Source organism: Brevibacterium pigmentatum (assembly GCF_011617465.1).
GTDB classification, from domain to species: domain Bacteria; phylum Actinomycetota; class Actinomycetes; order Actinomycetales; family Brevibacteriaceae; genus Brevibacterium; species Brevibacterium pigmentatum.
Genome location: NZ_CP050153.1, coordinates 2,143,126 through 2,160,930, shown reverse-complemented (window position 1 = coordinate 2,160,930; position 17,805 = coordinate 2,143,126). Strand labels below are relative to the sequence as shown.

At 65.3% G+C, this 17,805-nt stretch carries 16 protein-coding genes; 8 read left to right on the top strand and 8 right to left on the bottom strand.

The features are described 5' to 3' along the window. Nucleotides 1-338: 338 nt before the first annotated feature. Nucleotides 339-2,279: a 1-deoxy-D-xylulose-5-phosphate synthase gene (dxs, locus tag GUY30_RS09825; protein WP_167196821.1), complete on the top strand. Its 1,941-nt coding sequence runs from the start codon at nucleotides 339-341 to the stop codon at nucleotides 2,277-2,279. 31 nt (nucleotides 2,280-2,310) lie between these two features. Here the strand turns inward: dxs and GUY30_RS09820 are convergent, their stop codons facing one another. Both GUY30_RS09820 and GUY30_RS09815 read right to left on the bottom strand, forming a co-directional pair. Then, complete coding sequence (locus GUY30_RS09820) at nucleotides 2,311-3,462, bottom strand: HRDC domain-containing protein (protein WP_228281222.1); 1,152 nt, start codon at nucleotides 3,460-3,462, stop codon at nucleotides 2,311-2,313. A 17-nt stretch (nucleotides 3,463-3,479) separates the two neighbouring features. Further along, complete coding sequence (locus GUY30_RS09815) at nucleotides 3,480-4,094, bottom strand: DUF3000 domain-containing protein (protein WP_062242954.1); 615 nt, start codon at nucleotides 4,092-4,094, stop codon at nucleotides 3,480-3,482. A 168-nt stretch (nucleotides 4,095-4,262) separates the two neighbouring features. Here GUY30_RS09815 and hemE point away from each other — a divergent pair, with 168 nt between their 5' ends. From hemE to hemQ, 3 genes are read left to right on the top strand one after another with little or no spacing between them, the layout of a single operon-like run. Further along, a complete protein-coding gene (hemE, locus tag GUY30_RS09810; RefSeq protein ID WP_167196815.1) occupies nucleotides 4,263-5,309 on the top strand; it encodes a uroporphyrinogen decarboxylase in 1,047 nt (348 codons plus the stop codon). A gap of 4 nt (nucleotides 5,310-5,313) precedes the next feature. After that, on the top strand, nucleotides 5,314-6,717 hold the full coding sequence (gene hemG / locus GUY30_RS09805) for a protoporphyrinogen oxidase (protein ID WP_167196813.1): 1,404 nt from the start codon (nucleotides 5,314-5,316) through the stop codon (nucleotides 6,715-6,717). A gap of 37 nt (nucleotides 6,718-6,754) precedes the next feature. Continuing rightward, nucleotides 6,755-7,465: a hydrogen peroxide-dependent heme synthase gene (hemQ, locus tag GUY30_RS09800; protein WP_167196810.1), complete on the top strand. Its 711-nt coding sequence runs from the start codon at nucleotides 6,755-6,757 to the stop codon at nucleotides 7,463-7,465. A 126-nt stretch (nucleotides 7,466-7,591) separates the two neighbouring features. On the opposite strand, the gene GUY30_RS09795 is transcribed toward hemQ, so the two are convergent. After that, the gene (locus GUY30_RS09795; RefSeq protein WP_167193008.1) at nucleotides 7,592-7,876 is read right to left on the bottom strand and encodes a hypothetical protein; all 285 of its coding nucleotides are present in this window, start codon (nucleotides 7,874-7,876) and stop codon (nucleotides 7,592-7,594) included. Nucleotides 7,877-8,019: 143 nt separating this feature from the next. Here GUY30_RS09795 and GUY30_RS09790 point away from each other — a divergent pair, with 143 nt between their 5' ends. Continuing rightward, on the top strand, nucleotides 8,020-8,496 hold the full coding sequence (locus GUY30_RS09790) for a MarR family winged helix-turn-helix transcriptional regulator (RefSeq protein ID WP_167196807.1): 477 nt from the start codon (nucleotides 8,020-8,022) through the stop codon (nucleotides 8,494-8,496). A gap of 32 nt (nucleotides 8,497-8,528) precedes the next feature. Here GUY30_RS09790 and GUY30_RS09785 read toward each other — a convergent pair whose 3' ends face one another. Both GUY30_RS09785 and msrB read right to left on the bottom strand, forming a co-directional pair. Next, nucleotides 8,529-9,074, bottom strand: coding sequence for a GNAT family N-acetyltransferase (locus GUY30_RS09785; RefSeq protein ID WP_228281221.1), 546 nt, complete (start codon nucleotides 9,072-9,074; stop codon nucleotides 8,529-8,531). 1 nt (nucleotide 9,075) lies between these two features. After that, nucleotides 9,076-9,525, bottom strand: a complete 450-nt coding sequence (gene msrB, locus GUY30_RS09780; protein WP_167196804.1) for a peptide-methionine (R)-S-oxide reductase MsrB — start codon at nucleotides 9,523-9,525, stop codon at nucleotides 9,076-9,078. Between the two features lie 156 nt (nucleotides 9,526-9,681). Here msrB and GUY30_RS09775 point away from each other — a divergent pair, with 156 nt between their 5' ends. Further along, nucleotides 9,682-10,881 carry an alpha/beta hydrolase family protein gene (locus GUY30_RS09775; RefSeq protein ID WP_167196801.1) on the top strand — a complete coding sequence of 400 codons (1,200 nt, stop codon included), beginning with the start codon at nucleotides 9,682-9,684 and terminating at the stop codon, nucleotides 10,879-10,881. Between the two features lie 10 nt (nucleotides 10,882-10,891). Here GUY30_RS09775 and GUY30_RS09770 read toward each other — a convergent pair whose 3' ends face one another. Both GUY30_RS09770 and GUY30_RS09765 read right to left on the bottom strand, forming a co-directional pair. Continuing rightward, the gene (locus GUY30_RS09770) at nucleotides 10,892-13,615 is read right to left on the bottom strand and encodes a penicillin acylase family protein (RefSeq protein WP_167196799.1); all 2,724 of its coding nucleotides are present in this window, start codon (nucleotides 13,613-13,615) and stop codon (nucleotides 10,892-10,894) included. A gap of 34 nt (nucleotides 13,616-13,649) precedes the next feature. Next, nucleotides 13,650-14,504 carry a DUF817 domain-containing protein gene (locus tag GUY30_RS09765; RefSeq protein WP_167196796.1) on the bottom strand — a complete coding sequence of 285 codons (855 nt, stop codon included), beginning with the start codon at nucleotides 14,502-14,504 and terminating at the stop codon, nucleotides 13,650-13,652. Between the two features lie 137 nt (nucleotides 14,505-14,641). Here GUY30_RS09765 and GUY30_RS09760 point away from each other — a divergent pair, with 137 nt between their 5' ends. Together GUY30_RS09760 and GUY30_RS09755 are read left to right on the top strand one after the other, a co-directional pair. Further along, complete coding sequence (locus GUY30_RS09760; RefSeq protein ID WP_167196793.1) at nucleotides 14,642-16,366, top strand: N-acetylmuramoyl-L-alanine amidase; 1,725 nt, start codon at nucleotides 14,642-14,644, stop codon at nucleotides 16,364-16,366. A 71-nt stretch (nucleotides 16,367-16,437) separates the two neighbouring features. Further along, nucleotides 16,438-17,166, top strand: coding sequence for an NAD(P)-dependent oxidoreductase (locus GUY30_RS09755; RefSeq protein ID WP_167196790.1), 729 nt, complete (start codon nucleotides 16,438-16,440; stop codon nucleotides 17,164-17,166). Nucleotides 17,167-17,184: 18 nt separating this feature from the next. Here the strand turns inward: GUY30_RS09755 and GUY30_RS09750 are convergent, their stop codons facing one another. Next, the gene (locus tag GUY30_RS09750; protein ID WP_167196787.1) at nucleotides 17,185-17,778 is read right to left on the bottom strand and encodes a hypothetical protein; all 594 of its coding nucleotides are present in this window, start codon (nucleotides 17,776-17,778) and stop codon (nucleotides 17,185-17,187) included. Between the last annotated feature and the right edge of the window lie 27 nt (nucleotides 17,779-17,805).

Sequence of the window (17,805 nt, the reverse complement as noted above, 5' to 3'; positions counted from 1 at the left end):
GCGTCCTCGGGAATCCGTGCGCTGGTGGTCGGCCGCCTCGGCGTGAGTGGGAGTGGGCGCGAATGCGACCATCACTCATCGGCAGTCGCTCAACACCGCGTTGCAACGGGGTGGTGTGCCACTAACGGTGAGGGGTTTGTTCGCAGGGGTGTGAATTGCCAGCGCCGAGGCGGTGTGACGGGAAGGGTGAGGGGTACTGCAGCGCGGGGATATGTCGCGAAGGGTGAGAGGTACTGCAGCGCGGCGATATGCTGCGAAGGGTGAGGTGCGCGCCGGTGAGCGATAGGATGGGGCGGATGGAATCTGTCCGCCAACGATGTCGTCAGAACTGAGGCCGCATGACCTTTCTCGAATCCCTCGGCTCGCCTGCCGATCTGCGCCGCCTCGACGCATCAGAATGCGAGGTACTGGCCAAAGAGATCCGCGACTACCTCATCACGACTGTGTCCGGCACGGGCGGACATCTCGGCCCCAACCTCGGCGTCGTCGAACTGACCATGGGCCTCCATCGCACCTTCGACTCGCCGCGCGACACCATCATCTTCGACGTCGGCCACCAGACGTACGTGCACAAACTGCTCACCGGCCGCCGGGAGGAGTTCTCCACCCTCCGACAGCGCGACGGACTCTCCGGCTACCCGAGCCGGTCCGAGAGCGCCCACGACGTCGTCGAGAACTCGCATGCGTCCGCGTCCCTGTCCTGGGCCGACGGCATCGCAAAAGCCCGCCAACTCACCGGTGAGACTGATCGCCACGTCGTCGCCGTCATCGGCGACGGAGCCCTGACCGGAGGAATGGCTTGGGAAGCGCTCAACACCATCGCTGTCGACACTTCCACCCCGCCGAGGCGACTGGTCATCATCGTCAACGACAACGGCCGCTCCTACGCCCCGACCGTCGGCGGATTCGCCGCCCACCTCGACGAACTGCGCACCACCTCGAGCTACGAGAAGCTCCTGAGCTGGGGCAAAGAGACTCTGCGCCAATCCGGTCGCCCCGGTCGCGCCGCCTACAGCGCCATCCACGGCGTCAAACGCGGACTCAAGGACATGGTCAGCCCGCCCGAGACCGGAATGTTCGACGAACTCGGCATCAAATACTTGGGACCTGTCGACGGACACGATCTGCCCTCGGTTGAAAAAGCCCTGCAGCTGGCCAAACAGTTCGACGGCGGCCCCATCATCGTCCACATGATCACGCAGAAGGGCCACGGATTCGACCCGGCCGTCAACGACGACGCCGACCAGTTCCACTCCGTCGGCGTCATCGACCCCGTCACCGGGAGATCGACACCCTCGAAATCCACGTCATGGACCTCCGTCTTCGGCACCGAGATCTGCAAACTCGCCGAAGAGCGCGAGGACATTGTCGCCATCACCGCGGCCATGCTCCTGCCCGTGGGATTGGCGAAATTCGCCGAGGAATTCCCACACCGCGTCTTCGACGTCGGCATCGCCGAACAGCACGCTGTCGCCTCCGCCGCCGGTCTGTCCTATGGCGGACTCCACCCGGTCGTGTGCATCTACTCCACGTTCCTCTCCCGCGCCTTCGACCAAGTGCTCATGGACGTCGCCCTCCACCGCCAGGGCGTGACCTTCGTGCTCGACCGCGCCGGAATCACCGGCCCCGACGGAGCCAGCCACCATGGAATCTGGGACATCGCGATGCTCCGCGTCGTCCCCGGACTGCGCCTGGCCGCACCCCGCGATGCCGCCCGACTGACCGAAGAGCTCCGCGAAGCCGTGACCGTCGAAGACGCCCCGACCGTGGTGAGATTTCCCCGCGGCGGCGTCGGTACCGACATCCCGGCGCTGAGGCGGCTCGACGACGGCGTCGACATCCTCCGTGAGGGACCGGCCGGGTCCGAATCGCATGTGCTCATCGTCTCCGTGGGACCCTTCGCCAGGTTGGCCGGTGACGTCGCCGACCGCCTGGCCGAACACGGACTGAACGCGACGATCATCGATCCCAGATGGGTGCTGCCCGTACCCGAATCCGTCATCGACCTCGCCGCCGACCAGAGCCTCGTGGCCGTCATCGAAGACGGCGTGCAGATCGGCGGCATCGGCTCCCAGATCCGCTCCGACCTGCGCGAAGCCGATTCGCGGATCGGTGTGCTCGAACTCGGCGTGCCCGATGAGTTCCTCCCGCAGGGAACGCGCGAAGAGATCCTCGCCGAGGTGGGCCTCGACGTCGGCACGATCGTGTCCGATATTCTTAAGGCCCTGCCCGCCGAGGTGGCCGATCGAGCCGATCAGAGTTCCCGCCGTGCGGTGTGAGGTGCAGAGCTCACGCCGTGCGGTGTGAGGTTCAGGACTGGGGGAGTCCGGCCAAGGCCTTCTGCAGCACGGGAGCACTGAGCTCGACCTGCCAGGGCCGTGCCCCCGCCTCGGCGAGGTAATCCTCGACATCGACGTTCGACTCCGCAGCCAGGGACTTCACGATTGCCGGCTGGAGGAGCACATCATGGGGGATCGTCAGCTCGTCGGAGAGCTCCGACATTGCGGCCTTCAGCGCCGCCACCCGCTCCTTGAGCTCCGCCGGGTTGAACGCGCTGCGCTTCGACCGTCCGCGTTCGAACCGTCCCGGCAGCTCTTCGGCACCCAACCGGGAGGCCTTGCGGTAGGCACGGAAGAGCCGGGCCGCCTCGGCGCGAGAGAGCCGGCGCCACTGCGCCAGGATGTCATCGCTGGACTTCACACCGGACTGTGCGAGGGCGACGAGGTCACGATCGCGCAGGATCTTCGACGGAGCCAGGTCGGCCTCGCGCGCCATGGAGTCCCGTGCCCGCCAGAGCTCACGGACCCGGGCGATGTCCCGGCGTGACTTGATCTTCGACAGCCCATGCGTGCGCCGCCACGGCTCAGCGAAATGCTTCGGAGTGAAATCGAGCAGGTGCGTGAACTCCTGCCGCGCAAACTCCCACCGGCCGGAATCGAGCAGCTGCTGGTGGAGGATGTCGCGGATCGGCAGGAGCACCTCGACGTCGAGGGCGGCATAGTTCAGCCACTCCTTCGGCAGCGGACGCGTCGACCAATCGGCGGCCGAATGCTCCTTCGCCAGTCGCACACCCAGAGTGCGCTCGGCGACAGCGGCCAGACCGAACCTCTCCCATCCGAGCAGCCTGGCGGCCAGCTCGGTGTCGAACAGGGCCGCCGGGCGCATCCCACGCTCCTGCAGGCACGGCAGATCCTGTGTCACCGAATGGATGACCCACTCATCGGACCCAAGCGCCGGGTTGAGCTCGCTGAGATCACCGAGAGACTCGGAATCGAGGAGGAACGTGCCTGCACCCTCACGGCGCAGCTGAACGAGGAAGGCGCGCTGACCGTATCTGATTCCCGAAGCTCGTTCGGCGTCGATGGCGATGGGTCCCGCGGCAGCGGCCAGACTGGCGATCGAGGAGGAGAGATCCTCCGGGGTGTCGACGACGTCGGGGATGCCGTTCGCGGGTGTTTCCAAAAGCGGTAGTTCGGTTGTCATCGACGGCGCCCGGGCAGGGCTGTGACTCCTTCAGGAAGTGGTGGCAGTCCGGCGACTGTGCTGAGCAGATCGATCCAGGCTTCGAAGTGATTGCCGATCAGATCCGGCTCGTCAATCACGGGTGTCCACGAAGCGCGCAGCTCCAAGTCTATCGTGGCCGGGCGATCGGCCAAGGTGCCGAAGCTCTCGGACAGCACCCGAGTGGTCGTCCCGCCGGCGGCGAGCACCTGGCAGTCGTTGGAGTCGAGTGCATCCTCGAGCCAGCTCCACGCCACATGGCCGAGCATCGTCTCATTGCCGAGTTCGTGTTCGAGTTCGGCGCGGATATAGGAGACCACCCGGAACGAGCCTTCCCATTCCTCCGGGGCGGCGGGATCGAAGAGGACGACGATGCGGCCGGTGGCGAGCTCATCGATGGTCTCGCCGCTGGCCCGCAGGAACGTCTCGTCGGCGCTGACCTCGGCGCCGAGAGCATAGGAGTAGGGGGCCAGCCGGGCCGGGGCGGGGATCTCGGAAATCGACACGTTGTTCGTGCTGCGCGCCTGACGCAGCACCGACGTCACGGCGGAGAACTCCGCCGGAATGCGATTGAGAGGTGAGGTGTTGACCACAGTTGCCACGATAGATCAGCCGTGCCGGCAGGGGAATCATCCACGCCGAGGCGGCCCCGGACATTCCTGACGGCGCTGTCCTCGGCCGCATTCTGAGACGGCAAGACGGCCCGTCTTGAAACCGAGATCGAGTGGGCATGTGCGATCGAAGAATGGGAAGATGGAGCCATGACATCACCCTTGTTGGCTGCCCTGCGTTCGGAGCCGGTTTCGCACACTCCCGTCTGGTTCATGCGGCAGGCCGGCCGCTCCCTGCCCGAGTACCGCAAGCTGCGCGAAGGCACCCAGATGCTCGATGCCTGCCGCGACCCCGAGATGGTCTCTGAGATCACTCTGCAGCCGGTCCGCCGCCACGGCGTCGACGCGGCCATCTTCTTCTCCGATATCGTCGTCCCGCTCCAGGCCGCCGGTGTCGATGTGGAGATCGTCCCCGGCGTCGGCCCGGTCATCGCGTCCCCGGTGCGCTCCCGCGCCGATATCGACGCCCTGCCCGGACTCGACGCCGACGACATCCCCGATATCGCCGAATCGATCCAGCGTGTGACCGCCGAACTCGACGAGACCACCCCCGTCATCGGGTTCGCCGGCGCCCCGTTCACCCTGGCCAGCTACCTCATCGAAGGCGGGCCGAGCAAGAACCATGAGAAGACGAAGTCCCTCATGGCCTCCGACCCCGAGGCGTTCTCCGCGCTCCTGGGCAAGCTCGCACAGATGTCGGCGACCTTCATCGACGTGCAGCTGAACGCCGGAGCCAAGGCCTTCCAACTCTTCGACTCCTGGGCCGGCTACCTCTGCCGGGAGGACTACGAGAACCACGTCCTCGAACACTCCACCGCCGTCTTCGACGCACTGTCCGGCCACGATGTGCCCAGCATCCACTTCGGCGTGCAGACCGGTGAGCTCCTCGGCTCCATGGCCCGGGCCGGATCCACCGCCGTCGGCGTCGACTTCCGCGTCGACCTCGCCGACGCCGCCACTCGGGTCAAGCCCGGTCAGGCGCTCCAGGGCAATCTGGACCCGGCCCTGCTCTTCGCCCCCTGGGAGGCGCTGTCGGCCCGCGTCGAGGCGATCGTGCGCAAGGGACTCGATCTCGACCGCGGATTCGTCTTCAACCTCGGCCACGGCGTCCTTCCCGACACCGACCCCGAGGTGCCCAGTCGCATCGTCGACCTCGTGCACCGCGTCTCGGCAGAGATCCTCGGCAGCCGCGGCTGATCGGATGGGACAGATCACCGTCGTCGGGGGAGGGATCTCCGGTCTCGTCGCCGCGTACCGTCTCTCCGCCGATCACCACGTGACCGTGCTCGAGGCCGGCGGCCGCCTCGGCGGCTGCCTGAAATCGACCACGCTCGATGGTGCCGTGCCCGTCGGCATCGACACCGGAGCCGAAGCGAGCCTCAACCGACGTCCGGAGACTAAGAGCCTGGCCGCCGAACTCGGCCTCGACTCGGTGTTCCCTTCGACACACCACAATTCGCAGGTGCTGAGCCGGGGAGACCTGCACGCGATTCCCAAACGGACGATCATGGGAGTACCCGCCGAAGCCGCCGAGGTCGAATCCCTCATCGGCACCGAGGCGGCCGAACGTCTGGCTGCCGAGCAGCTGACGCCCCCGATCGACGGCGACGATGTCTCGCTGGGTGCGTTCCTGGCCGAGCGCCTCGGCGATGCCATCGTCGACTCCCTCGTCGATCCGCTGCTCGGCGGAGTGTATGCGGGCCGCTGCCGGGACCTGTCCCTGGCCGAGACGGTTCCTGCCCTGCTGCCCGCCGCCGTCGAGGGCACCTCGGTGCTCGACCTCGTGGCGCAGCTGCTTGCCGCACGCGATGCTCAAGCGGCTGCCCCGGGACGACCGGCAGAACCGGTGTTCATGAGCTTCGAAGGCGGGATCAACCGCCTCATCCCGACCCTGCACGAGGCGATCGAGGCCCGAGGAGGTCAGGTCCGCCTCGGCGCCGGTGTCACCGGTATCCGGCGTGACGGTCGCGCTTGGACGGTGACCGCGGACGGGACCGATATCGAGTCCGACGGGCTCGTCCTCGCCACCCCTGCCCACGTCAGCGCGGGACTCCTCGCCGAGGCGGCCCCCACCGCGGCCGCGGCACTGCAGTCCGTCCCCTACGCCTCCACCGCGTTGGTCGCGGCGCTCGTCGATCTCGGGGGAGTCGAGCTGGACGGTTCGGGATTCCTCGTCCCCGTCACCGAGGGCACATTCATCAAGGCCTCGACCTTCGTGTCGAACAAATGGCCGTGGACGGCCGCCCATATCCCCGCGGGCACGGCCCTGGTGCGGATGAGCATCGGACGCTTCGGCGACGGACCAGAGGTGTGGAGCAGCCTGTCCGACGAGGAGATCGTCGAACGCGCCTTCGCCGATTGGCAGGCGATCACCTCCCGCCCGGAATCGCGCCTGCTGAGCGCAGAAGTCCAACGCTGGAACTCCGCCCTGCCGCAGTACCTGCCCGGCCATGCCGGACGGATCGCCGCCGTCGATGCGGAGATCGCAGACCTGCCCGGTCTCGAACTCGCCGGATCCGCGTACGGGGGAATCGGCATTCCCGCCTGCATCGCCCGTGCCGACTCGGCGGCCCAGAGATTGAACCGGTCAGCCGACGACTCGTAAGACAATTGAGAATGAAGAGATGACAGAAGGAGCAGATATGAGCGAATACACTCAGCCCACCGACGCCCAGATCGAGGAAGCGAACGAGCAGACGCGGTATATCGCCTACTCCGTCTTCGCCTCTGCGGGAGAACTCGGCGATGCCGATCGCAGGGAACTCGCCGATGAGCTGCATGCGGCTCTGGAGCCGCTGAAGGAACGCGGCCTCGTCGTCCGCGGAATCTACGACGTCTCGGCTCTGCGGGCCGATGCCGACGTCATGTTCTGGTACCACGCCCCCGAGATCGAGGTCGTCCAGGCCGCGTACTCGGCGATCCGTCGCAGCCTGATCGGCGGAGTGCTCGAACCCGTCTGGTCCAACGTCGGAATCCACCGCCCGGCAGAGTTCAACAAGGCCCACCTGCCGGCTCTGCTCACCGATCCCGAGCCCGGCGACTACATCTGCGTGTACCCGTTCGTGCGGTCCTACGACTGGTACCTCCTCGATCCCGCCGAACGGTCGAAGATGCTGCGCGACCACGGTATGGCCGCAGCTGGGTACAAGGACATCAAGGCGAACACGATCGCCTCCTTCGCTCTCGGCGACTACGAATGGCTGTTGGCCTTCGAAGCTCCCGAACTCCACCGCATCGTCGACCTGATGCGCGACCTGCGCAACACCGAGGCGCGTCTGCACGTGCGTGAAGAGGTCCCGTTCTACACCGGACCGCGCCGCGAACTCGTCGACATCGTCACCGACTGGCGCTGACCGTCAGTCGTTCGTTCGGCACTGACGGTGAGAGGTTCGCCCGCCAGCGCCAGAGACGGATAGCGAAAGGGCCGCCGCACCGTATCGGTGCGGCGGCCCTTTGCATTCTCGAGGAGCGGGAGGTGGTTACTTGCTGCCCTTCTTCACCACGTAGGAGTGACCGTTGGCGTCGGTGCGCATCTCCAGACCCATGGCATCGAGCTGTTGATGCCGCAGCGTCTCGTCCTCGTAGTATCCGCCCGGTCGAGTGTTGTCGACCTGCGCCGGCCCGACGATCTTGCGGAAGAAATTGTTGAGCCAGCCGACTCCGCGCTGGGACTCCGGATGCTGGGTGTTCCGCGCCGACTTCTTCTGCTTCGGGTCCTGGTGCCGGTTCGAACCATCGGCGGAAGGCTGCGAGGAGGACGACATTGAGGATCCTATCGACGAGGCGCCGCAGGGGCGAGAACTGGGCTGGTTTCATCTCAAGTGTACACTGATGGTTAGTGCACTAACTAATATGCGAAAGGGCGGCGCATGCCCTGTTTGCCGACGCGGAGGATCGACGAGACACGATGCTGGAATCAGAGGGTTCGACGGAGCAGATGGACAATCCGCTGGCGCTCGAGAGCCAGATCTGCTTCGCCCTGGCCGTGGCCTCACGTGGGGTGATCGGCGCCTACCGGTCCGTGCTCGAACCGATCGGTCTGACCCATCCGCAGTACCTGGTCATGCTTGCGCTGTGGCAGCATGCGAAGCTGCCGATGCGCGAGATCGCTCGACTGCTGCGTCTCGAACCTGCGACCGTGTCGCCGCTGGTCAAACGCCTCGAAGCGCTGGGCTATGTGACGAAGACGCGCAGTGACAGCGACGAACGGATCGTCGAAGTCACCCTCACCGACACCGGCCGTGACCTGCGGAAGACCGCCGAGGCGATTCCCGGGACGATGATGGCCAAGCTCGGCATGGACGTCGACGAAGTGCGCGAACTGCATGCGGTGATGCAGAAGATCATCGCCTCCGTCGACGCCGCCGAGGCCGGCGCGAGCTGAGCTCAGCCCGCCGAGGCAGAACAGAAATGAGGTCAGCCCGCGGGGCGCTCCATCGGGGTGTGCTCGAGGCCGTCCTCGTCGAAGCGAGGCCCGTTGGGTGCGAAGCCGAAGGATCCGTAGAGTCCTTCGAGATGCGACTGCGCATTGAGGGTCAGCGGCGAGTCCGACCAGGCGCCGACGATATCGGTGAGCAGTCGGCGGCTCCAGCCCTGTCCACGGGCATCGGGATGGGTGGCGACACGACTGATGCTGCGCGCTCCGGGTCGGGCGGCCGGTCCGTCGGGGACATCGGCCGGCAGCAGCCTGGCGTAGGCCCAGGGTGCAAGGTCGCGTCCGTGCTCGGCCCCGTGTGTGTCCGACATCGCCGTCGCGGACCTCGGGTAGAAGAAGTGCAGCGTCTCGGGCAGGGTATCGACTCCATCGGCGTCGAGGAAGACGCATTCCTGTTCGACGACGAAGGCGCGGGAGCGCAGCTGCAGAATTCCGTAGAGCTCTGCAGGCAGCATCTGGTCGAAGGTCTTGACGACCGGTTCGGTCGCCTCGACGGTCTGAGGCGCTGTCCGAGAGTCCGTCGCCACCTCAGCTGTCCGAAGCGTCGGTGTTGAGCTTCAGGGAGATCGAGTTGATGCAGTAGCGCTGGTCGGTGGGTGTGCCGTAGCCCTCGCCCGAGAAGACGTGGCCCATATGCGAATCGCAGTTCGCGCAGCGGACCTCGACGCGTTCCATGCCCATGGAGGTGTCGCGGATGTAGCGGACCCGGTCTTCGGCCAGAGGCGCGTAGAACGACGGCCATCCGCAGTGCGAGGCGAACTTCGTGTCCGAGGGGAACAGGTCGGCTCCGCAGGCTCGACACTGATACATCCCGGCAGCCGTCTCATCGTTGTATTCACCGGTGAAGGGACGTTCTGTCGCGCCCTGGCGCAGCACTGCGAACTCCTCGGGAGTGAGCACGTCCTGCCAGCGGATCTCCTCTGCCACGGCCCCCTCGTTCGTCGAAGTTCCAGCGTTGATATCTGATGACTGAGTCATCGTGACCTCCGGTATCTGTCCATGACGGTGTGTGCGGCGAGGAGGAATCGGTCTCCGCCTCTGCTGATCGCAACAGCGAGAGGCACTCGCTCATTCCCCACAACAGCGTTTGGTGCCTGATCATTCCGTAGGCAACAATGAACACAGGAGGTTTTCATGGTCCGCGACACGAAGTTCCCCGCTCGACTGCTTGCCGCCGGTATCGGTGTCGGCGCCGGGCTCGGTGCCCTCATCTCTGTGGCATCGTCGGGGCTGGCCGCCTACTTCGCCCGCAGGATTGTGGTCCCGGAGAATGCGCCGGAAGAACTCGACATCCTGCACATCGACGGCTTTCCGCCGAATATGCGCATCCATCTGCCTGCCGATGAGGAGACCACGGTGCCCGGCACCTACGGCCTCTACTTCAATCAGGGGTCGGGACACGCGGTGATCGGCGACATCGTCGAGTACGATCCGCGCTCGCGCACCGTCTCCCGAGAGATCCTGTCCGTCACCCGCGGTGATATCCGCCGGGCCTGGCGAGGACGCTGGACCGGCATCGTCTACCCCGATCCGATCGCGGCCGGCGTGAACTTCGACGACATCGAGATCCGCTCCGATGCCGGCAGCCTGCCCGCATGGCTGCTGCCGACCGATCATCCGGAGCCGCAGGACACCTGGGCGATCCTCATCCACGGCCGCGCCAGCACCCGCGCCGAAGGTCTGCGTGCCGCACCCGTGCTCAACACCCTCGGTGTGCCCGCGATCGCCATGTCCTACCGCAACGACGCCGAAGTGCGGGTGGAGACCACATCGCGCTACGGCCTCGGCGATACCGAATGGATCGACGTCGACGCGGCCATCGACTACGCCGTCTCACGTGGGGCGAAGAACGTCGTCCTCTTCGGCTGGTCGATGGGCGGGGCCATCGCCCTGCAGGCGGCTTCCCGCGGACGCAACCGCCGATTCGTGACCTCGCTGGTCCTCGACGGGCCCGTCGTCGACTGGGTGAATGTGCTCGATGGTCAGGCGAAGAAGAACCTGCTGCCGACGCCGGTCGCCAAGCTCACGCTCGAAATGATCACACAGCCGTGGGCGCGGCCGATCACCGGACTGGAGACCCCGCTCGACCTCGACCGCATGGACTGGGTGACCCGTGCCGCCGAACTCGATGTGCCCGTGCTGCTCATCCACTCCGATGACGACGAATTCGTCCCCTCCGGTCCCTCCCATGCCCTGGCGGGGGTCAGGCGGGACCTGGTGACGATGCCCTCGTACAGCAAGGCCCATCACACGAAGGAATGGAACATCGACCCGGTGCGCTGGGAAGACGATGTCGCGAACTTCCTCGAGGCGAAGATCCTGCCCAAGGACTGAAGCCCTGCCCTCAGGGTTCGAGCCTGAGTGTGTCCTCCGCCGCCGCTTCCACGGCCTGCTTCGAATACGGCCAGGGACGATTGACATTGGCGGCCCAGTCATTCGTCTGATCGTCGTAGTGCGGGTGGAAGGCATGCCCCGATGCACCCGTGAGGTTGATCCAGTTCGAGGCGTCGAAGTTCGACAGATCGACCGTCTGCCGCATCGACGGCACCCAGTTCGTCTCGTAGCCGACCGAGGCGTCCCATCCGGTGGCATGGACGACGCCCGAACCGCCGGAGACCTCATAGGGACCGCGGTTGAACAGCTTCTCCACCGGTGTGATCCCGGATTCGCCGAGGCTGGCGTTGCGGATCGTCAGCCGGTGCAGAATTCCCCACCGCCACGTCACGGGCTCGGGTCCCAGCAGGTCCTCCGTCTCTTCCCACGCCGACTTCATGGCTTTGCGCAGGGCCTCTTCGCGGCCTTCGACGCCGTCACCGGACCACCACGGCGAATTCGGGTCCTCGAGCATCTCCGAGAGCACGAGGTACCAGCGTGAACCGCCGCCGGGGGACACGCCTTCGGGCAGCTTCGAGCTGATCGTCTGCTCGAGCAGCGTCTTCGTGAGCACATTGAAGTAGGCGGCCCCGGCGCTGCTGGCGGAATCGAAGCCGTTCCACTGCTTGAGCAGCTTCTTCGCCTCGAGGATGTCCTCGTCCCCGTGGGAGTGGATCTTCACCGCTTCGGGCACGAGCTTCGCGGCGAACGGATTCTGGTTGTCGTCCTGGATCTCCGCCATGTCCGTCGGTCGCAGCTTCCGCCCCTCGGCGACGGCGTCCTTGATGCGCTTCGTAATGCGTCGGGCACGATCTCCGTAGTCGAAGTCCTCACCCAGATCCACGGTCTCACCGGGGGCGGCGACGGGATTGTTCGCGGTGACGATCCACCCGCGCTCGGGGTTGTACAGGTGCGGCAGATCCTCGAAGTCGAGCCAGCCCTGCCAATCCTCCTCGGACTTCCATCCTCGGCGGGGCACGCTGCCGTCGGCCTTTCCGCGGCGTGGGATCATCCCGGGGGCCTGGTAGCCGATATTGCCGGCGACATCGGCGTAGACGAGGTTCTGCGAGGGGACGTCGAACAGGGACGCCGCATGCCGGAATTCCTGCCAGTTCGTGGCCTTGTTGATGGCGAACACCGCCGAGGCGGTATTGCCCGGGCGCAGGGCCGTCCAGTCGAGGGCGAGCCCGTAGTGCTCCTCGGCCGGTCCGGACTTCGGATCTTGAGAATCCGCTCCGGTCGTCGAGTCGAGCACCTTGCGGTAGGTGCCGTCAAGCTTCGACACCAGCGGACCGTTGCGGGTGGAGCGGATGGTGATCTCACGCGAGTCCTCACCGGCGACCTCGATCGTCTCCTTGCGGACCTGCAGCGGTTCGTCACCGTCGTCGTGGATGACCTTCCCATCGCGGATCTTCTCCACCACGAGGTCGGTGACATCGGCTCCGAGGTTCGTCAGCCCCCAGGCGATCGACTGATTGTGCCCGATGACGACGCCCGGCAGGCCGGAGAAGGAGAACCCGGTGACGTCGAAGGGGCACTCATCGGTGACCTTCTTGCATCGCAGGCCCACCTGATACCAGACCGAGGGCATCGCCGGGGCGAGGTGCGGGTCATTGGACAGCAGCGGTCGACCGGTGCTCGTGTGCTCCCCGGAGATCACCCACGAGTTCGACCCGATGTCGTCACTGTTCTGGCCGAGCATCGGCGGCAGGGAGGAGACGGTGTTGCGCAGTTCGAGGAGATCATCGGTCGGGGGTGCAGCCTCGGTGTCGGTGCTCCCGGAGGGGCGCGTCCCGGTGACGGAACCGCCGGCATCGGCCTGGTCGTCGGGCTGTGCCGGTTCCTCGGTTCGCGCCGAATCGTTGCCGGGGGGCTGGTTGTCGACGTCGTCACCGGTGCGGTCCTTCGGGGCCTTCTCACCGGCTTTGCCGCCGAGGATCGTCGGCCGGGTGGCGTACGGGTAGTCCGGGTAGAGGTCGCTCATCTGCTCGTCGGTGAGCTCCGAGCTGAGGATCGACCGGTCGATCTCGTCTTCGAGGTTCGAGCGCAGGTCCCAGGCCATGGCCTTGAGCCAGGCGACGCTGTCGACCGGGGTCCATTTCTCGACCTCGGTGCTGCCGGACTCCAGGCCGAGGACGGCGTATTCGAGGGACAGCTCGGTGGGGGACTTGTCCTTGAGGTAGGCGTTGACACCGTCTGCGTAGGCCTCGTAGTAGCCCAGGCTCGTATTGTCGAGCTTCTTCACTTCCTGTTCGGCGACCTTCCGCCAGCCGAGTGTGCGGATGAAGGTGTCGGTGCCCAGCTGGGATTTGCCGAACAGCTCGGAGAGCCGTCCCGAGGTGACATGCCGGCGGAAGTCCATCTCCCAGAACCTGTCCTGAGCGTGGACGAATCCTTGGGCGAGGAACAGGTCGTGGGCGGTTTCGGCCTCGATGGTGGGAACGCCCGATTCGTCACGGTGGACGGTGACCGGCGCGTCGAGCCCCGACAGTGAGATCTCACCATCGGTGGTCGGGAAGGACCGACGGACGAGGAACAGTCCGACGAGGGCGAGGATGAGAGCAAGCACGAGGACTGCGGCGACGACGCGCAGCAGCACACGTGCACTGACCGACAGGTTGGAACCGCTGGATGGGCGGAGCACCTTGAGCAATGCGCTCGATTCTTTCTCATTCTGCGCATCGGGTGCCGCCATGAGTCTCCTTCGGCTGTCCTGAATGTTTCGGTTCTCAGCAAGTATAGGTGTCAGGAGGCCTGGGTCTGTGGACAAAAGTCACGAGAACGACGGAGATCATCATGAGCAGGAACCACGCCACCAGCTTCGTCAGCGGCACCAGGTGCCAGCCGTCGTCCTGACTCGGGTACAGCCAGGCCCCGGCCGCGGTCCCGATGTTCTCGGCCACCCAGATGAAGAAAGCGACGAGGACGAAGGCCAGCAGCACCGGCATGGTCAGTGTTCTGCGGTGGATATGGAAGTACATGCGGCAGCGGAAGAAGACGATCACGGTGGCTGCGACGAGGAGCAGTCGGAGGTCGACGATGAAGTGGTGGGTGAAGAAGTTGATGTAGATGGCAGCGGCGAAGATCACGGTCAGCCACCTCGGCGGGTAATGGCTGAACCGCAAGTCGAAGAGTCGGTACACGCGGACGATATAGGAGCCGACGGCGGCGTACATGAACCCGGTGAACAGCGGTACCGCGCCGATGTGGAGGACCCCGCCGGGGGCGTAGTTCCATGAACCCACGGCGGTCTTGAAGATCTCCATTCCGGTGCCGACGATGTGGAAGACGATGATGACGATGAGCTCGCGACCGGTCTCGAGTCGAGCGACGAGCATGCCGATCTGGATGAGTACGGCGAGGATGACGAGGAAGTCGTTGCGGGCGATGGCCGCGTCATCGGGGTAGAGCCAAGCGGTGGCGACGATCGCGGCGAGCATGAGAGCACCGAAGAGACACGCCCACGCCTGTTTGATTCCGAAGGCGAGGAACTCTCGGATCCCGGCGGGGACGCGGGGGAGCAGTCTGTCGGCGAAGGCGTCGAGGACAGCCTCGAGGCGCGTCAATTCGCGGCGATCGGCCATCTGCTGAAGTACCCACTTCCAAAAGTCTGAGAATCACCTTACGATATTCCTGCGGTCACACTGGGTGCCCGTAATTCGGCCCCATCCAGTGAGAAGAACGCTCACTTGGTCATGGACGACCTCAAGGACCATAACTGATGAAACCGTTGCCATTCCTCGCCTCGGCACTCACCGGAATTCTCCTCACTGCGACCCTAACGGGACCAGCGCTCGCCGCCGCACCGGAAACTCCCACGAACACGCCCGGCGCTTCTGCCGCCGACGGCATTCCGGCCGAGACGACCGTCGATGCTCAGACCGACGAGGTCACAACGCTTCCACTGGATTCCTCGGACGTCACAATCGTCGGCGCCACTTGGGAGGGGGACGACCCCGACTTGGAGATCCGCACCCGCGATGGGAACGGTTGGTCGGCATGGGAGACCCTGCCCACGGACGACGAAGGCGGGCCGGACCTCTCTTCCGCAGAAGCAGCTCAGATCCCTGCTGCCTCACACCAGTCACAGTCCGTGGCGTTGCCGGTGCTCGACTCCGATGCCGTTGAAGTCCGGGCCGCCGACCCACAGGCCGATACCGATGATCTGCGAATCACCCAGGTGTCCACTGCGGTCACCAAGGCCGACGCGCAGGTCGCGAAGTCCGCTGGGGGAGTGGGCACCCATTCGGCCACGGGACCGGCCCTCAACGCACAGATCTCGGCTAAGGACCTGCGGGCCAAGATCGTCACCCGCAAACAGTGGGGAGCCGATGAGAAGCTCGTCCGCTGCGCCACGGACAAGACGTCGTCGGCCAAGGGCGTGTTCATCCACCACACAGCGGGTTCGAACTCGTACTCGAAAGCACAGGCACCGGCGATCATCCGCGGCTACCTCGCTTACCACACGCAGAACCGCGGGTGGTGCGACCTCGGGTACAACTTCCTCGTCGACAAATACGGCACCATGTACGAGGGCCGTGCCGGCAGCCTCGACAAGGCAGTGACCGGAGCTCACGCCTCCGGGTTCAATTCCTGGACCATCGGCATCAGCGTGCTCGGCACCTATTCCTCGGCGGCCCCGAATTCGGCCGCACAGACCTCAGTCAAGCGCCTCGTCGCGTGGAAAGCCGGACAGTACGGCTTCAACCCCACGGGGAAGATGACCTTGACCTCCGGCGGGGGCGGCACGAGCAAGTTTGCTCTGGGCAAGAAAGTCAGCCTCAACGTCGTCGCCGGACACCGGGACACCAGTTACACCGAATGCCCGGGACTCGCGTTCTACAACAAGCTCGGCAGCATCCGCTCGGGAGCCAAAGCACTGATGCCGGAACTGTCCCCACCTCCGACGAAGGCCCCCGTCAAGAGCCCGGCACCGAAACCGAAGACGTACCCGACGAAGGGCGCAATCGGTACGTACTACCAGAAGAACGTGGCGAAGACCGGCAAACCGGTCGGCCCGGAGAAGAAGCTGAAGAACCCGAACGGTGCCTACCAGACGTTCGCCAAAGGCACCGTGTACTGGTCGAAATCCACCGGTGCGCACTTCCTGACCAAGGGCCAGATCCGCGTCGCCTACAAGCGAGTGAAGTACGAGAAGGGCGTTCTCGGGTTCCCCAGCAGCGACAAGAAGACGTTCAAACACCGGAAGAGTGCTCGGTACCAGAATTTCCGCTCCGGAATGATCACCTGGTCGCCGCAGACGGGCAGCGACGTCATCTACGGCGGCTTCCTCACGAAGTGGAAGAAGATGGGAACCGAACGCAGCAAGCTCGGACTGCCCAAGTCGGACCGGACCGTGAAGAACGGCGTCAAACGCCAGAACTTCGAACGCGGATACATGACCTACACGAAGAAGACCGGCATCAAGGTCTATATCCGCAAATAGTCGCGTGTTCCTCTGCGGAGGTGCGCTTGCGGAGATAGGACGCTGAAGAGCGGGGAGCATAGACTGCCGTCATGCACATCCTCCTCTTCGGCGCCTCCGGCCACGTCGGAGCCGGTCTCGCCCGACTGCTCAGTCAGCACCACACGGTCACCGGGATCGTGCGTCGTCGCCCGGAAACGGAGACGGCGTACGAACCGGTGATCGTGCCGGACTGGGTGGACGAACCGGAAGCCGTCACCTCGGCGCTCGCCTCCGCTGACCTGCCCCCGGTCGATGCCGTCATCGCCGCCATCGGCGGGTGGTACATCGACGAACCGGTGCTCGACCGAGGTCTGGAGAAGTTCGATGCGGACTACGACTCCTATCTGCGCGGACACTTCACCGCCTGTGCGATCTCGCAGTCCCTGGCCGATGATCGGTCGGAAGGAGGCGGCACGTCTGAGCGCTCAGCCGATTCGTCCACTGACAGTGCAACGTCTGCAGAACCGGCGCCCACCCGGTTCGTCCATCTCGCCCTCAATGGAGTCGCCAGCGTCGAGGCGCTCACCGGGTCCGGGGCGATCAGCGTCTTCGGTGCTGCGCAGAAGATGCTCATCGAGGTCGCCTCGGCGGAATCGACGACCGTGGACTTCAGAGAGCTGCGGATCATGGCCCCCATCGGCGGCGACGATCGTAATGATCTGACCGGGGGAGTCGATACAGTTCCCCTCGCCGAGGTGGCCGAAGCACTCACCCCGATCCTGCACTCACCCGAACGCTTCGACGTGAGCACGGAGATCCACGCAAACGCTGAGAAATAAGACGGCTGAGTCTCGTGCTCAGGCGCGGCGGTAGCGGAGGAAGACCTGGCCGTCCTCGGTGCAGACGTCGATGAGGTCCAGATCGATCTTCGCCTCGAGCCCGGAGAAATGACTGCCGGGCGTGCGGATATAGCGCGGGCTCACGCTCAGATGCAGTTCCGCGCCCGGATAGTGCTCGAGCAGCCGGAACGCGAGATTCGGACCTGATTCGCACAGCAGCACTACGTCGTCCGATGGTGCCGGCTCTGGGGACTTTCGCGATTGGGGGGACGCAGCCGTCGGGAGTGAGGCGGCCACCTCGGTGACGGTGTCCGCACTGAAATGCTGAGCACGGTAGTCGAGTCCGCGAGCGTCGAGCTCGCTCTGCAGGGCCGTCGGATCGGACTCGGTGAGCACATACACGGGCGTGTGCTCGAGCGTCTTGCCGACAGCGTTGATGACGGGCAGCTGCGGATTCAGCGCGGTCCGACGGTCGATGATGATCGCATTCGCATTACGGCGCAGAGCGAGGAAGCGCCGGAAATCAGCGTCCGTGGACACTCCGGTCGACCAGCCGTCTTCGGCGAAGGATCCGTTGATCGACTGGACGAGGGAGATGATGAGTCGGCGCACGGGCTCCTGCTCTTCTGCTTCTTCGGC

Excerpts from the sequence above, each read along its gene's own strand:
- dxs (WP_167196821.1), top strand. The coding sequence starts at position 339 with ATGACCTTTCTCGAATCCCTCGGCTCGCCTGCCGATCTGCGCCGCCTC.
- hemE (WP_167196815.1), top strand. The coding sequence starts at position 4,263 with ATGACATCACCCTTGTTGGCTGCCCTGCGTTCGGAGCCGGTTTCGCAC.
- hemG (WP_167196813.1), top strand. The coding sequence starts at position 5,314 with ATGGGACAGATCACCGTCGTCGGGGGAGGGATCTCCGGTCTCGTCGCC.
- hemQ (WP_167196810.1), top strand. The coding sequence starts at position 6,755 with ATGAGCGAATACACTCAGCCCACCGACGCCCAGATCGAGGAAGCGAAC.
- GUY30_RS09795 (WP_167193008.1), bottom strand. The coding sequence starts at position 7,876 with ATGTCGTCCTCCTCGCAGCCTTCCGCCGATGGTTCGAACCGGCACCAG.
- GUY30_RS09790 (WP_167196807.1), top strand. The coding sequence starts at position 8,020 with ATGCTGGAATCAGAGGGTTCGACGGAGCAGATGGACAATCCGCTGGCG.
- msrB (WP_167196804.1), bottom strand. The coding sequence starts at position 9,525 with ATGACTCAGTCATCAGATATCAACGCTGGAACTTCGACGAACGAGGGG.
- GUY30_RS09775 (WP_167196801.1), top strand. The coding sequence starts at position 9,682 with ATGGTCCGCGACACGAAGTTCCCCGCTCGACTGCTTGCCGCCGGTATC.
- GUY30_RS09770 (WP_167196799.1), bottom strand. The coding sequence starts at position 13,615 with ATGGCGGCACCCGATGCGCAGAATGAGAAAGAATCGAGCGCATTGCTC.
- GUY30_RS09765 (WP_167196796.1), bottom strand. The coding sequence starts at position 14,504 with ATGGCCGATCGCCGCGAATTGACGCGCCTCGAGGCTGTCCTCGACGCC.
- GUY30_RS09760 (WP_167196793.1), top strand. The coding sequence starts at position 14,642 with ATGAAACCGTTGCCATTCCTCGCCTCGGCACTCACCGGAATTCTCCTC.
- GUY30_RS09755 (WP_167196790.1), top strand. The coding sequence starts at position 16,438 with ATGCACATCCTCCTCTTCGGCGCCTCCGGCCACGTCGGAGCCGGTCTC.